Origin of the sequence: Sinomonas terricola (assembly GCF_034931225.1) — a bacterium.
GTDB lineage: Bacteria > Actinomycetota > Actinomycetes > Actinomycetales > Micrococcaceae > Sinomonas > Sinomonas terricola.
Map to the genome: position 1 here is coordinate 225,925 of NZ_JAYGGQ010000002.1, position 15,118 is coordinate 241,042.

A 15,118-nucleotide genomic window follows, 5' to 3' on the forward strand; every position below is an offset into this window, starting at 1 on the left:
AAGAATCGCAAAAGTCCCCAAGCCGCTGATACGGCGCCCGCTAGACTCCACGAGCCCCACACCCCGACCCATCGACCACGAGGATTCCCCATGGCACAACGCTCCATCACCATCGTCGGCGCCGGTCAGTCCGGCCTCCAGCTGGGCGTCGGCCTGCTCGACGCTGGCTACACCGTCCGGATCGTCAGCAATCGCACCCCCGAGGAGATTGCCGGCGGGCGCGTCTCCTCGAGCCAATGCATGTTCGGGCAGGCCCTCGCCCACGAGGCCAAGCTCGGCCTCGACCTCTGGCCGGACGCCCCCACCGTCGACGGCATCGGCTTCACCGTGGCCCCGGCGGAAGCGCCCGGGGTGAAGGCCATCGACTGGGCCCATCGCCTCGACCGGCCTGCCCAGTCGATTGACCAGCGCGTGAAGTTCCCCGCCTTCATGGAGGCCTTCGTCCAGCGCGGCGGGGAGCTCGTGTTCGAGGACGCGGGCGTCGAGGAGCTCGAACGCTACACCCAGGAGAGCGAGCTCGTTCTCGTCGCGGCCGGAAAGGGCGAGATCGCGCGGCTCTTCGAGCGCGACGCCGAACGCAGCACGTACGACGCGCCCCAGCGCGCCCTCGCCCTCACTTATGTGCACGGCATGCGCCCGCGGGACGAGTACTCCGCCGTCGCCTTCAATCTCATCCCGGCAGTCGGCGAATACTTCACCTTCCCCGCGCTCACTGTCTCGGGGCCGTGCGACATCATGGTGTTCGAGGGCATCCCCGGCGGACCGATGGACTCGTGGCAGAGCCTCACACCGGAGCAGCACCTGGCGAACTCCCTCGAGATCCTCAAGACCTACCTCCCGTGGGAGGCAGAGCGCAGCTCGGACGTCCGCCTGACCGACGACCTCGGCATCCTCCAGGGACGCTTCGCCCCGACCATCCGCCGCCCGCTCGCCACGCTCCCCTCGGGTCGGACGGTGCTGGGGATGGCCGACGTCGTCGTCCTCAATGACCCGATCACGGGGCAGGGCTCTAATAACGCCTCGAAGTGCGCGGCGTCGTACCTGAATTCCATCGTCGCCCACGGCGACCTCCCCTATACCCGCGAATTCCAGCAATCCGTGTTCGAACGCTATTGGGATTACGCCCAATTCGTCGCGGGCTGGACGAATGCGCTGCTCGCGCCTCCGCCCGAGCATGTCCTCAATCTCCTCGGGGCCGCGGGCGTCGTCCCGGAAATTGCCGGCCGCTTCGTCAACGGATTCGACTTCCCGCCGGACTTCTTCGAGTGGTTCATGGATCCGGATTCCGCGGCGCGGTATCTCGACAGCCTTCAGGGTGCCGCCCTGCCGCAAGCGTGAACGAGAAAGCAAAGACAATGCGCAGCATCACCATCGTTGGAGCCGGCGAGGCCGGCGCCCAGACAGCCCTCGCGCTCCAGGAGCTCGGCTACGCCGTGACCCTCATCTCCGATCGCTCGGCCGAGCAGATCCGCACCGGTTCCATCACCTCGAGCCAATGCGTCTTCTCTGGCGCCCTCGACGTCCAGCGCGAGGTGCGAGTCGATGCGGCCCAGCGCGCCGCCGTCGGCATCGGAGCACTGGAACTCAGCGTGGCCGGCGCCTCGGGGCGCGACCCGATCGCGTGGACCGCGCCGCTCGACCGGCCCGCCCTCTCGATCGACCAGCGCGTCAAGTGCGCCCAATGGATCGAAGACTTCGTGGCCCGCGGCGGGGACTTCCGGATCGAGAAGGTCTCGGTCCGGATGCTCGAGGACTACGCGACCCGCAGCGACCTCGTCCTCGTCTGCACGGGGAAGGGCGAACTGGGGCAGATCTTCGCCCGGAACCGCAAGCGCTCGAGCTTCGACAGGCCCCAGCGGGTCACCGCCGTCGCCTACGTGCGGCGCGGCTCTGGCGAGGGCAGTACGGACGACGGCGGCACGGACTCCCGGGCGGAGGTCACCCCAGCTCAGGGCGCCTTGCGCATGTCCCTCGTCCCCGGGATCGGTGAATTCTTCACCTTCCCGGGCCTGACGGTCTCGGGGCCGTGCCAGATGATGGTGTTCGAGGGCGTGCCGGGCGGACCGATGGACGTCTGGGACGCGGTGCAGACGCCCGAAGAGCATCTCGCCGTGACGAAGCGACTTCTCAAAGAGCATTTCCCGCACGAGGCCGAGGCCTTCGCCGACGCCGAGCTCACCGACGAAGGTGCCGTCCTCCGCGGCCGGCTGACCCCCACGGTCCGCGAGGCGGTCGGCATCCTCCCCAACGGTGCGGCGGTGCTGGGACTCGCGGACGCCGTCGTCCTCAACGACCCGCTCACGGGGCAGGGATCGAACAACGCGACGCTCGCCGCGCACTACACCGCAGATTCCATCCGACGACGCGGCGACCTGCCGTTCGACGAGGCCTGGATGCGGGAGACGTTCGACGAATTCTGGCGCGGCTGGGCGCAGTGGTCCACCAGCTGGACGACATCCCTGCTCCGCCCGCTCCGCGGATTCCAGCTCGACCTGCTCGCGGCCGCCCAGGACCACCCGATCCTCGCGTCGTCCATCGCGAACGGCTTCGACGATCCCCGAACGGTCTTCCCGTGGTGGCAGGACGAGGACGAGGCGCGCGGCATGCTCGACTGGGCCTCGCATCAGGAGCGCAATGGCTTCGACGTCCGCGACCTGCGCACGGCCCTCGGGCAGTTCGCCACAGGCGTCACCGTGGTCACGACCCGCTCGGCGGACGGCTCGCGCGTCGGGATGACGGCGAACTCCTTCACCTCGGTCTCCATGGAACCGCCCCTCGTCCTGTGGTGCCCGAGCAAGCGGGCGCCGAGCCTGGCCGACTTCGAGGCCTCGACGCACTTCGCCATCAACATCCTCGCCTCCGACCAGCACGTCCTCTCGCGCCAGTTCGCGACCCCGGCGGACGACAAGTTCGCGGGCGTCCGGTGTGCGGACGGCGTCTCGGGAGTGCCGCTCATCGACGGCGCCGTCGCGACCTTCCAGTGCCGCACCGTGGCCCGCCACGACGCGGGCGACCACGTCGTCTACATCGGCCAGGTCGAGGAATACGCCAACAACGGCGGCGAGCCGCTCGTCTTCCACGCCGGAAGCTACCACGCGACCGTGCGGCATCCGGAATTCGCGAAATGACCGCCGACTACGTCGTCATCGGTGCCGGGATCAACGGGCTGGTCGCGGCGGCACGCTTGGCCGGGGCGGGGCACTCCGTCACCCTGCTCGAGGCGCGGGACCGGCTGGGCGGCTTCGTGGACTCGGGCGAGCTCACCGCGCCGGGCTTCGTCCACGACACCTTCTCGTCCTGGCACCCCCTGTTCGTGGCCGGTGCCGCCTACGCGGACCTCGGCGCGGACCTGCATCGGCACGGGCTCGCCTACCGCAACACGGAGGACGCAGGCCTCGACGCGGTCACCGCCAGCATCGACTATTCCCCCGAGGGGGAAGAGCGTGCGGTGATCGCCTGCCGGGACCCCCACCAGACGACGGCGGCCTTCCGAGAGCCGGCTGACCGGGCTGCGTATACGCGGATGCTCGAGGAGCTCGGCGAGCGCTCCGAGACGATCTTCGGCGCGCTCGGCTCCGAGCTCCGGTCCGCGAAGGCGTTCAAGCTCCTGCTCTCGGCGCTCCGACCCGGTCTCGGGGCCGCCGAGCAGTTCGCGCGCGACAGCCTCATGAGCGGGCGCAACTTCACCGGCCAGCGATTCACCGGCTGGGAGACCGATCAGCTCTGGACGCCTTGGCTCCTGCATGCCGGCCTCGGTCCCGACCATGCGACCGGCGGCGCCATGCTGCCTCTCATGGCCCTGACGATGCACAGCTTCGGGCTGCCGGTCGTGGAGGGCGGGGCGGGCCGGTTCGTCGGCGCGTTCGCGGGACTTCTCGCCGAGCGCGGCGTTCGCGTGGAGTTGGGGTGTCCTGTGGAGCGGATCGAGGTGGCCGCGGGCCGGGCCGTCGCCGTCGTGACCGCCCATGGGAGGTTCGAGGCTCGTCGGGGCGTCCTCGCCTCGACCTCGCCCCAAGCCCTCTACACGTCCCTCCTTCCCGCCGACGCCGTGCCGGCCGCGGTGCGAGATCAGGCCGCGGCTCACCGGCCGGGTCGGGCGGCGATGCAGATCCACGTGGCCCTCGACGCCACGCCCGCCTGGCGCGACGCGCGGCTCTCCTCCGTGCCCCTCGTGCACCTCTCGAACGGCTCGGGCCGCACAGGCATCGCGTGCGCCCAGGCGGAGGCGGGCCTCCTGCCCGCCTCGCCGACCGTCGTCGTCGGCCAGCAATGCCTCCTGGACCCGTCCCGGGCGCCTGAAGGCAAGGCGACGCTCTGGCTTCAGCTCCAGGAGCTTCCGTTCAGGCCCCGCGGCGACGCGGCCGGGGAGCTGGACGTGAGCCGCGGATGGACCGAGGAGCTCGCCCACGCGTACGCCCAGCGGGTACTCGATCGGGTCGAGGACTTCGCGCCGGGGCTGCGCTCGTCGATCCTTGGAATGAAGGTCATCTCGCCCGTCGATCTGCTCGCGGCGAACCGCAACGCCGTCGACGGCGATCCGTACGGCGGCTCAGCCGAGCTGTACCAGAATCTCCTCTGGCGGCCTTTCCCCGCCCGGGCAGGGCGCCGCGCCGGGCCCGAGGGCCTGTGGCTCATCGGGGCTGCAAGCCACCCCGGCCCCGGACTCGGCGCCGGTTCGGGCTATCTTGTGACTGAGCAGATCCTGGCGGACGGACGACGGCGCCTCCCGGCCCGCCGCCGGGTTCCCGCCGCCGCAGGGGCCCACCCCGCGGCGTGGGGTGCGAACTGGGGAGAGGACGAAGGACTCCGGGCCTCATAGCCCGACCCGTGGCCACGCGTCGGCGAGAGATGGCCACGCGTCGGCGAGAGATGGCCACGCGTCGGCGAGAGATGGCCACGCGTCAGCGGCGCACGGTGCGGCGCCGCCGCTCGATCGACGCACCCGCGCGCGTGAACGGCCGCCCGAGATTGTCCCCGAGCACGATCCCGGCCGCGGCGCCGAGGATGATCGCCATGGCCGTGAGCATGCCGCCCGCGCCCTGGGTGATCTGCGCGGCGTCGAGCGTCGCGACGTACATCGACCGGAAGATCGTGAGGCCCGGCAGGAGGATGAGCGCCGCCGGCACCGCGACGACGAGCTGGGGCGCCCCCAGGCGCAGCGCGACGATGCGCGAGAGGAAGCCGATGACGACGGCGCTCGCGGCCGGTGCGATCCTGTCGCCGACGCCGAGCTGCTGGACGCCCGTGAGGGCGAGATACCCCGCTACGCCGACGAGCGCCGTCGGCAGCACGAGCCGGCGCGCCGTCTGCTCGGTCACGGCGATCGCGGCGACCGAGACGCCGATGAGCAGCACCTGGACCCAGTACGGATACGCGGGCGGGTAGGTCTGCGTCACGTCGATCCGCGCGACGCCGAGGAGCTCGCCGACGAGGAAGGCGACGGCGATGCCCGCGACGAGCGCCGCGAACGTGAGGAACGCCGAGAGGTATCGACCGGCCGCGGTGACGGGGAAGCCGTTGATCGCGTCTTGGGTCGCCGAGACGAGTCGCTGCGTCGGCAGGAGCGGGAGGATTCCGCCGACAACCACGATCGCGGGCGCAATCGGCACCGACGCCCAGTAGACGAGCAGCGCGCTGAGCGTCACGAGGAAGGCACCTGCGAGGGTCGAGAAGAAGTCCGGCACGCGCCAGCGCCCGAGGACCCGCCACTCGAGGGACACCGCGAAGTTGCTCAGGAACGCGATGAGCGATGCCATGAGCCCGCCGCCCAGCACGCCCACGAAACAGGCCGCGAAAAGCGAGTACGACGTCGTGACCGCCCACTTCGGGAACGGCTTGGCCCGCTTCGTGATGCCTTGGAGGCGCCGCATGGCCTCGTCCCGCCCCACCCCGCCCGCAGCGATCTCGCTCACGAGCTGGTGCACGAGAACGAGTCCCGCATAGTTGCTCGTCCACGAGCGCACGACGCGCATGAGCGTAATGGGCGTCTGGTCGCGCGGCGCGTGATTGATCGCGACGGACTGGTTCGTGATGTCCACCTCGATGTGCTTGAGGCCGAGCGCCGCCGTCACCGCGATCATCGAGGCCTCGACCTCGAGGGCGCCCGCACCGTAGCGGAACATCGTCTCGGCGAGAAGGAGCGCAAAGTCGAGGATCCGGCGGTCGGACTCGTCGACGCTGCCCACCTGGATCGTGGGGTTCGCGTAGGGGCTCCCGGCGAGCCGGTCGACGATCGAGAGCGGCGCCGTCGGCGGGTTCTCGCTCGTGACGAGCCGGCGCAGGATGCGCACCGCGGCCGCGTTCGCGCGCGCCTGCGCTGGCGTGACGGGTCCGCCCGCGACTCCGACGCCGGCCGCGCGGACCGCCTCGGCCGGGAGCGGGACGGTCGGCTGGGTGTCGGGCCCGCCGAGCGCGCGGGGCTCGTCGGGGCCCGCAGACGGCGGGAGGTGCGACGACGGGACGGACGACGGCGTGCCGCCACCCGCCGTCGTCCGCTCGCCGTGCTCGGGGCCGTTGCCGGATCCCGGCTCGCTCATCGCCAGTCTCCCTGTGCTCGCCGCACGCTCGTCAGTAGAACTGCTGGCCTGTGCGCCGCGTGTACAGCTGGCGCGCGACCCGCTCCCCCGCCGTGGTCCACGCCGTGTAGCGCGGGGCGTCGATGATGAAGTCCCACACGCCCACGAAATCGGTCACGGTCTTCGAGAAGGAGGTCTTGAAGAGGCCCAGGCCGTGGAAGGGGTGGGACGCGTCCTTGAGCTGGTCGGCGGGCGGGGTGCCGCAGAAGTCGTACTCGGTGCAGCCGAGGGCCTTCATATCCCGGATCGCGGTCCACTGCACGAGGTGCGAATCGCCGTACTGCGAGCGCTTCTGGAGCGAGCCGCCGTCCTTGTAGGTGCCCTTGCGGCCGTAGTTGATCACGAACGCGCCCACGGAGGGCCGCCCATTCTCGTAGACGAAGTAGAGGCGCCCCTGGCCGCGGGACGTGAACTCGGTCCAGAACTGCCGGTAGTAGTCGAAGCTGCGCACCTGCGCGCCGTTGCGGCTCTTGGTGTTGAGCGTGCCGGTCATGAGGGAGTGCATCGTGCGGTAGTTCTCGAGCGTGGGCTCGGCCTCCTCGACCTCGACTCCCTCGCGCTGCGCGCGCCGTACGGCGTTGCGCCCGCGCGAATGGAGGTTGCGCAGGAGCTGGTTCGGCTCGGGGCTGATGTCGAGGAGAGCGGTCGAATCGTTCGGCTGGAGGTTGAACGTCTTGACGAGCCCGGCACCGGTCAGGACGGCGCGCGCTTCCTCTGAGTCCACGATGTCCGGCTCGATCTTGACGGCGAACACGCGGAGCTTCTCGCGGGCCACGAACTCCTTGACGGCGTCAAGCGCGGCCGGGATGTCCTCGACCGCGGCGACGTCGGGGCCCTTGATGAGGTACCAGAGGCGGCCGAGGAGAGGGAACGACTTCTCGAGCACAAGGTTGTAGCTGCTCGTCCCGTCCGCTTCCAGCACGAGGTAGCGGATGTCCCAGCCGAAATTCCGTTTGACGGCGGCGAACGCCGCGGATTGGAGCAGATTCCCGCCATTCGGGTTCGCGGTGACGTGATCGTCCCAGTGCTCGATCTCTTCCGGGGTAGCGAAGCGGGCGGTGAAGCTGCTCAAGAGGGCTGCATCCCTTCGGTCAGGTCTCGGGGGCCTAGGCCAGTCTAGTAGGCGGTTCACAGCTCTCGGGCTGCAGCCCCGAGAAGGCCTATTGCTCTTGCCCTAGTTCGACGACGGTCCAGGACACGGGCGGGAGCGTCAGGTGGACGAGGCTTCCCTCTTCCTTGGCAAGCCCGTGGCGAGGCACGACGGCGTCCGGTTCCTCAGCGCTGTTGCGGCGGTACGGGTCGTCGTCGGTGAGGACGATGACGTTCCGCACGTGTACGTTGTCGAAGGCGCCAAGGTCGATTTCGACGTCGATCGTCGTGCCGTGCGTCCGGTTCACGACCGCGTCGGCGACGTTGTACTGGTCTTCGAGCAGCCGCGGTCCAACCGGCCAGTCGTCTCCAGTCGGCACGGCCGATTCCTTGCGCGACTCGTACCAGACATTCCATTCGTCGACCGAGAGGCAGATCTTCTTGCTGCTGTGGCGAGTCGCGGCGACGTGGTCCGCGGTCGCGATGACCGCCTCGACGAAATGGTCGAGGTCAGCTCCCGACGCGGGGAAGCTCGCAACGTCCCCCTCCTTCTCCTCGTAGTAGCGGAAGTTGCCGCCCGGGTAGCCGACCACCGTCACCCCCAGCTCCCGGACGAGTTCCAAGACATCCTTCCGGAAGCCCTGCTCGTCCGCGGTCGGATGCTCGGGCTCGTAGATGCCCGTATAGACGCAGCGCCCGAGATGTTCGACGAAGGAGCCGAACAGACGGCGCGGCACAGGAGCAAGCGCGCGGCGCGGATCGACCACCGCACGGGCGGAGGTGGGGGATGGCATGTGTTTCCAATCGGGTCGTGTGCAGTGGGGAGCACGTCAGAACCTCTGGGAGAGGAACTGCCGGATCAGAAGGTCGTCGTCGGGGCCGCCTGCCTCATGGCCGTTGTACGGCCAGACCGTGATCTCCTTCTCGCCGGCATAGGCGTTGAAGGCCGCGAAGACAGTGGAAGGCGGGGTGATCACGTCCATGAGTGCGACCGAGAAGTGCGCAGGGTGCCTCGATCGCGCGGCGAAGTTGACGCCGTCGAAGTAGGTGAGGGTCTCGTGGACGATGTCCGCCTGATGGCGGTGGGTCGAGAGGTAGTCCGGTATCTCCCGGAACGGGTAGGCGTCGGTGACCACAGTTGCGCGGGGGAAGTCACAGAGGAACGGGACGGTGACGGCGACAGCCGAGAGATCGCGGACGAGCGCACCGACCGCGAGCGCGATCGCTCCTCCCTGGCTCCCGCCAGTGACGGCAACGCGAGCGGGGTCGACCAGCGGGAGAGTCCGCGCCGCGTCGACTGCTCGGACGCCGTCGGTCATGAGACGGCGATAGTAGTAGGCTTCCTTGCTCGTAATTCCCTTGGTCATCACCCCTGGCACTTGAGGGCCTGATGCGCCCACGTTGTCAGGGGTGTCCCCGACGGACCATCCGGATCCTTGGCCTCTTGTGTCCATCTGGAAATGGGCGAATCCAGAGGAGGCCCAGAAGAGGTTTTCCCAAGGGCGTCCTCGACCTCCGCCATAGCCGACGTACTGGACGACGGTGGGCAGGGGGCCGCGAGGGTTCTTGGGGGTCCGCAGCCAGGCCTTGATGGGGTCACCCCCGAAGCCTGGGAACGTGACGTCGTAGACATCGAGCGTTTCCAGATCGTCCGGCACCAGTTCCATCGTGGTCTCTCCGCCGGCTTGGCGGGATTCCTCAAGGGTCTGCTCCCAGAACGAGTCGAAATCGTCCGGGCACGTCTGTGCGCTCTGGTAGACCCGAAGCTCCTCCTCGGGCAGGTCGTTGTACATCGAAGCCCTTCCTATGCGGCCGGGGACGGCGCCGGAACGGCTACCGTAGACCGGGCAACGCGTCGGTCGCCAGAGGTCACGGCATGTTCCGGGCCCGTGATCGTGAGGGTCGCTGTGGTTTCGCGCTCGATGCACGACGGGCCGACCCAGAGCTCGATCTCGCCGGGCTCGACGACGCGCTCACCGCGACGACCTGTGAAGGCCAACCGCGTCGTCGGTACGTCGAAGGTCACCAACGCCGTCTCGCCGGGCTCCAGTGGCACTCGGGCGTAGGCAAGCAATTGCGCGACCGGACGGGTGACAGAGGCGTAGACATCGCGGGCGTAGAGCTGCACAACGTCGGTGCCTGCGCGCTCGCCCGTGTTCCGGACTGTCACGGCGGCGGTAAAGCCCTCGCCAGCGCCTACCTCTCCCGCCACCTCCAGGCCGGTACGCTCGAAGGTCGTGTAACCGAGGCCGTGGCCGAAAGGCAGGACGGGGGTGCTGTCGGCGCTGGTGACGTCGGACGGGCCCCCGAGCAGCGGGTGCAGGTACGAGAACGGCTGCGACCCTGCGGACCGCGGCAGCGACACCGGAAGATGTCCGGACGGGGCCTCGCGTCCCGAGAGCACCGCGGCGATAGCCTGTCCTCCTTCCTCGCCCGGGAAGAAGGCCTGCAGTACGGCGGCTGGAGCGCCTGGGCCGTCGACGGCCCAGCCGATCGCGTAGGGGCGGCCCGAAAGGACCACCATGATGGTTGGCGTTCCTGTCTTGACCACGGCCTCCACGAGCTCCCGCTGGACGCCAGGCAGTTCCAGGCTCTCGACGTCGTTGCCCTCTCCCACCGTGCCCCGGCCGAACAACCCGGCACGGTCGCCGACGACGACGACGGCGACGTCCGCGTCCGCCGCGATGGCGGCTGCCTGCGGGATCCCGGAGCGGTCATCGCCCTCCACGTCGCATCCGCGACCCGTCGTCAACGCGGCCCCGTCGAACTCCTTCCCTATCGCCTCCAGCACGGACGTGATCTTGAAACCGAGTGGCACGTCCGGGTGGTTCGCCAGCACGTGGTTGGCAAATGAGTAGCAGCCCATGAGTGCCTCGACGGAGTCTGCGTTCGGGCCCACCACGGCGATACGGCTTGAAGTCCCGCCAAGTGGCAGGACGCCCTCGTTGGTCAGCAACACGAGCGATTCCCCGGCCAGGCGCAGCGCCAGCTCGCGGTGCCGCGGGGTGTCGAGGTCGATCTTGGCAGGCGGCGCGTCGAACGTCTCGTCGAGCAGGCCCAGCTCCTCCTTTTGCGCCAGCACACGCAGCACGGCGCGGTCCACCATCCCCTCGTCAGTCAGGCCGGCGCGGATGCGTTCGGCGAGCGGGGCGAGGAAGGCATCTCCAGTCGGGAGCTCGACGTCCATGCCAGCGCGCAGAGCCAGCTCGGCGGCCTCGCCGCGGTCGGCTGCGACGCGGTGCATGCTGTGCAAGAAGGCAACCGAGAAATAGTCGGACACAACGGTGCCGTCGAAGCCCCATTCGTCGCGCAGGATGCCGGTGAGGTATCTCGGGTTCGCCGCGACAGGCACACCGTCGATCTCCGCATAGGAGTTCATCACAGAGCGGACGCCCCCGTCGCGCACCGCCATCTCGAATGGCGGGAGCAGGACGTCGCGAATCTCACGCGTTCCGGCGTGCACCGGGGCATGATTGCGGCCAGCCTGCGATGCCGAGTACCCGACGAAGTGCTTGAGCGTGGCGTGCACGCCGGCCGACTGGAGGCCCCGCACATAAGCCGTGCCGATCGTGCCGACAACGTACGGATCTTCGGCGATGCATTCGTCCACGCGGCCCCAGCGCGGATCGCGGATCACATCGAGCACCGGTGCGAGACCCTGATGGATGCCGAGCTCCCGCATGGACGCGCCGATCGCGGCGCCCATCTCCTCGACCAGCTCCGGGTCGAACGCGGCACCCCAAGCGAGCGGGGTGGGGAACGTGGCCGCTTTCCACGCCGCCAGCCCGGTCAGGCACTCCTCGTGAACGAGGGCCGGGATGCCGAGCCGGGTCTGCTCACGCAGCCGGCGCTGCTCCGACCACAGCCACTGCGCCCGCTCGAGCGGATCGACCGGGCGCGTCCCGTACACCCTCGTCAGGTGGCCGATGCCCTCTGCGGTCGCTTCGGCGTAGCTGGTGGTCGCTACGAACTCACCGTCGAGCGGGGCAACGTTGTCCTCGCCCTTGTCTACCCAGTGGCCGACCAATTGGGCCAGCTTCTCTTCGAGGGTCATCTGGGCATGCAGAAGGCGGACCCGTTCCGAGATGGCAGGGACGGCGGGGATATTCTCAGGGGTGCTCATGCTTCTTTCCTTGGGCATGCCGTCAGCCCTTGACGGCGCCGGTGAGTCCTCCGACGATCCGGCGTTCGAACAGGCTGAAGAACACCAGGGCGGGGATCATGGACAGGGACGTGAACGCGAGTACTTGCGCTGTGTCCGTGGAGTATTGCGACGAGAAGGCCTGCACCCCGAGCGGCAGCGTGAACGTGGACTCGTTGTTCAGGATGAAGAGCGGCAGAAGATAGCTGTTCCAGCTGCCGATGAAGGCCAGGATGCCGGTCGTGATCACGCCGGGGAGCGAGAGCCGCAGCACCATGCGGAAGAAGAAGCCGAGGCGGCTGCAGCCGTCGATGAAGGCGGCCTCCTGGATGTCGTCCGGGATGGCGCGCAGGAACGGCACCAGGATGATGATCGTCGTCGGCAGCGCGAACGCGATCTGAGGCACGATCACGCCGGCGAGCGAGTTCATCAGGCCGAGGTTGCGCACCACAATGTACAGCGGCGTGATGGCGACGGTGATGGGGAACATGAGGCCTGCGGCGAAGAGCGAGTAGAGCAGACCGCGCCCGCGGAACTGATACCGAGCGAGGATGTAGCTCGCCATGAGGCCCAAGCCGACAGCACCGACGGTCGTCACCAAGCCGACGATCGCCGAGTTGAGCACTTGGCGCCAGAAGACACCGCCGGTGACTACTGCGAGGTAGTTGCCGGCGTTCCAGGGACTCGGAAGGCCGGCCGGATCGGTCGTGATCTGCGAGTTGGTGCGGAATCCGCCGAAGATGATGTATGCGATCGGAGCGAGCATCACCGCGATGACGAGGAGCGCCACGAAGTACACGACCGGGGAGCCCCAGGGCAGCCTGGTCCGATCGGTCCGGACCCGACCGTCCCGGCGCTGCGCACGAGCGGCGGTGAGCGCAGTCATCGCGCCTTCCTTTCTGTCAGCGCGCCCGCGGTGTCGCGGCGCAGCACGAAGCGCTGGTATACGAGGGCGACCACGAGGGAGATCATGAAGATCACGACGGCGACGGCGTTGCCATAGCCGAAGTTGCCGGCGTTTCGGCCGTTCGTCACCATGTAGGTCGCCATGGTGGAGGTGCCGGCGGTCGAGGCGACGTACTGGCCCCAGATGATGTAGACGAGGTCGAAGAGCTGAAGCGCTCCGATGATCGAGAGGAACGCCCAGATGCGCAGCGTCGGCCCGAGCAGCGGGAGCGTAATGCGTCGCTGGATCTGCCAGTAGGACGCGCCGTCGAGCGCGGCAGCCTCGTAGAGCTCGTCCGGAATGCCCTGCAGGCCGGCGAGGAACAGGATGACCGCGAAGCCGATGTACTTCCACGTGAGGATGCCCATGAGGGTCCAGATCGCGACGCCCGGATCCGCCAGCCAGTCGTGGGCCAGCCAGCCGAGACCGACGTTTTTCAGCAGGCCGTTGAGGGCGCCGCTGCTCTGGAGCATGAGGCTCCAGCCGGTGCCGACGACGACCTCGGAGATGACGTACGGCACGAAGATCAGCACGCGGATGACCGACTGCCCGCGCATCCTGCGGTTCAGCAGCAGCGCCAGCAGGATGGCTGCCGGTCCCTGCAGCACGAGGGACATCACGACAATGACGGCGTTGTGCCCCAGGGCCTGCAGAAAAGCCGGGTCCTGCAGGATGACGAGGTAGTTCTTCAGGCCCACGAAGTTGGTGGGCGGGCCGTACCCGGCCCAGCGGAAGAAGCCGTAGTAGGCGGCCATCACGACGGGGAAGATCACGAAGGCGAGGAAGACGACGACCGCCGGCCCCGCCAGGATCGCGATCTCCAGCCGCGCGGACCAGCCGATTCCGCGGCGCCGGCGGCGCAGCCGCGTTGGGAGCGACACGGCAGTGCCGCTCCCAACGCGGCGCGCGAGATCCGCTGCCGAGAGGTGGGCGACCGGGAGTGTCTCGCGGGTGTTGCTCACTGCTTTTCCTCTTAGCCCTTCTTGGCGGCGTCGTTCGCCGTCTGGATGAGCTTCTGCGGGTCGCCCTTGCCGGCCAGCATGTCGACGACGGCGACGTTCAGTGCGTTTCCGACGTTCTGGCCGAGAATGGTGTCGAGCCACTGCGAGACGTACGGAGCCGCGTTGTAGGCCTTGAGGATCTCCTTCAAGTACGGTTCGGTGACGGACTTCTGCGCCTCGGTGTTCACGGGCGGGGCGTTGTACGCCTTGTAGTAGGCAACCTGCTCCGGGGTGGACGCGACGAAGTTGAGGAAGTCGGCGCATTCCTTCGGTGCCTTCACCGAGCACGAATAGCCGTCGACACCGCCCATGATCGCTGCCGGGTCGCCCTTCCCGCTGGAAACCCCCGGGAACGGGTACCAGGAGAGATCCGGAAGCGGCTTCTGGTCCGGAGTGAGCGAGGCGATCACACCCGGATCCCAGGCTCCCATGAGCTCCATGGCGGCCTTGTGGTTGGCGACCAAGCCGGCGGAGCTGCCGGCCCCCTGCTGCGCAGAGGTGGTCAGGAAGCCGTCATTGAACGGCTTGGTGGCTGCGAAGCTCTGCACGTCCTGAGCCGCCTTGAGCCAGCACGGGTCGGAGAAGTCCTTCGAATCCGCCGACTTCTGCATCGTCGCTGCATCGCACTCGCGCAGCGCGAACCAGTAGAACCAGTGCGCTGCCGGCCAGGCGTCCTTCGCGCCGAGCGCGACCGGGGCGACTCCCGTGGCCTTCAGCTTCTCGACATCGGATTCCAGGTCGCTGATCGTGGCCGGAGCCTGGGTGATCTTGGCCGCGTTGAGGAGATCCTGGCTGTAGAACAGTCCGCCCGGAAGCACCGCGAGCGGCATCGCCCAGACCTTGTCCTGATAGGTTTCCGCCTTGAACGACCCGGCGGAGACCACCTTCTTCGTGTCGGAGCTCACCTGGTCCGTGAGGTCCATCAGCTGCCCCGCCTCTACCATGGCGGACATCTTGCCGCCGCCGCGCTGCAGGAAGATGTCCGGGGCGTTGCCCGAGTTGAGGGCAGTCTGAAGCTTCCCGTCCAGGTCCTCGTTCTGAATCGCCTGGATATTGATGGTGACGTTCGGATGCGCCTTTTCGTAGTCGGCGACCGCCGTCTTCCAGAATTCCACGCCCGGACCCGTCGTGGAATTCTCCCAAAGGGACATCGTCACCTTGCCGTCGGAGGAGGAATTGCCGGATGGACCGCTGCAGGCACTCACGCCCAGCGAGCCCAAGACCAGAACGGCTGCCCCTGCCAGGAGCTTCTTGGCTTTCATCTGATTCCAACCTGTTCTCTTCGTTGAGCGGCGCCGATAGAGGCGCGCTAGGAGGCGGGAACGAGTCCCCGCGCAAGGTCGGACAAATGTTCCGTCCTTGCGCT

11 protein-coding genes and 1 pseudogene are annotated in these 15,118 nt (G+C 68.4%); 3 read left to right on the top strand and 9 right to left on the bottom strand.

All coding sequences use genetic code 11. From position 1 onward, the window contains the following. The first annotated feature begins 90 nt into the window (after window positions 1–90). The 3 genes from SPF06_RS05670 to SPF06_RS05680 are packed head-to-tail and all read left to right on the top strand — an operon-like array spanning window position 91 to window position 4,819. A complete protein-coding gene (locus tag SPF06_RS05670) occupies window positions 91–1,338 on the top strand; it encodes a styrene monooxygenase/indole monooxygenase family protein (RefSeq protein ID WP_323277989.1) in 1,248 nt (415 codons plus the stop codon). A 17-nt stretch (window positions 1,339–1,355) separates the two neighbouring features. Beyond that, window positions 1,356–3,128 carry a flavin reductase gene (locus tag SPF06_RS05675; RefSeq protein WP_323277990.1) on the top strand — a complete coding sequence of 591 codons (1,773 nt, stop codon included), beginning with the start codon at window positions 1,356–1,358 and terminating at the stop codon, window positions 3,126–3,128. Further along, window positions 3,125–4,819 (top strand): phytoene desaturase family protein, encoded by a 1,695-nt coding sequence (locus SPF06_RS05680; protein ID WP_323277991.1) that lies wholly within the window; start codon window positions 3,125–3,127, stop codon window positions 4,817–4,819. Before SPF06_RS05675 ends, SPF06_RS05680 begins: the two co-directional genes overlap by 4 nt. 82 nt (window positions 4,820–4,901) lie before the next feature. Here the strand turns inward: SPF06_RS05680 and SPF06_RS05685 are convergent, their stop codons facing one another. The 9 genes and pseudogenes from SPF06_RS05685 to SPF06_RS05720 form a co-directional block, all read right to left on the bottom strand. After that, complete coding sequence (locus SPF06_RS05685; protein WP_323277992.1) at window positions 4,902–6,536, bottom strand: threonine/serine exporter family protein; 1,635 nt, start codon at window positions 6,534–6,536, stop codon at window positions 4,902–4,904. Between the two features lie 31 nt (window positions 6,537–6,567). Continuing rightward, window positions 6,568–7,647: a lipid II:glycine glycyltransferase FemX gene (locus tag SPF06_RS05690; protein ID WP_323277993.1), complete on the bottom strand. Its 1,080-nt coding sequence runs from the start codon at window positions 7,645–7,647 to the stop codon at window positions 6,568–6,570. Between the two features lie 88 nt (window positions 7,648–7,735). Next, window positions 7,736–8,257, bottom strand: a complete 522-nt coding sequence (locus tag SPF06_RS05695) for an alpha-L-arabinofuranosidase C-terminal domain-containing protein (protein ID WP_428985715.1) — start codon at window positions 8,255–8,257, stop codon at window positions 7,736–7,738. Further along, a pseudogene (locus SPF06_RS22095) lies at window positions 8,231–8,458 on the bottom strand (alpha-L-arabinofuranosidase); the annotation flags it as partial. The pseudogene SPF06_RS22095 and the gene SPF06_RS05695, both read right to left, overlap by 27 nt. Before the next feature lie 36 nt (window positions 8,459–8,494). Then, on the bottom strand, window positions 8,495–9,457 hold the full coding sequence (locus SPF06_RS05700) for an acetylxylan esterase (protein ID WP_323277995.1): 963 nt from the start codon (window positions 9,455–9,457) through the stop codon (window positions 8,495–8,497). Between the two features lie 11 nt (window positions 9,458–9,468). Continuing rightward, window positions 9,469–11,787: a beta-xylosidase/alpha-l-arabinosidase gene (locus tag SPF06_RS05705; protein ID WP_323277996.1), complete on the bottom strand. Its 2,319-nt coding sequence runs from the start codon at window positions 11,785–11,787 to the stop codon at window positions 9,469–9,471. A 22-nt stretch (window positions 11,788–11,809) separates the two neighbouring features. Further along, window positions 11,810–12,691, bottom strand: a complete 882-nt coding sequence (locus SPF06_RS05710; protein ID WP_323277997.1) for a carbohydrate ABC transporter permease — start codon at window positions 12,689–12,691, stop codon at window positions 11,810–11,812. Next, complete coding sequence (locus tag SPF06_RS05715; protein ID WP_428985709.1) at window positions 12,688–13,713, bottom strand: carbohydrate ABC transporter permease; 1,026 nt, start codon at window positions 13,711–13,713, stop codon at window positions 12,688–12,690. Before SPF06_RS05715 ends, SPF06_RS05710 begins: the two co-directional genes overlap by 4 nt. Before the next feature lie 11 nt (window positions 13,714–13,724). After that, complete coding sequence (locus SPF06_RS05720) at window positions 13,725–15,014, bottom strand: ABC transporter substrate-binding protein (RefSeq protein WP_323277998.1); 1,290 nt, start codon at window positions 15,012–15,014, stop codon at window positions 13,725–13,727. Window positions 15,015–15,118: the final 104 nt, after the last annotated feature.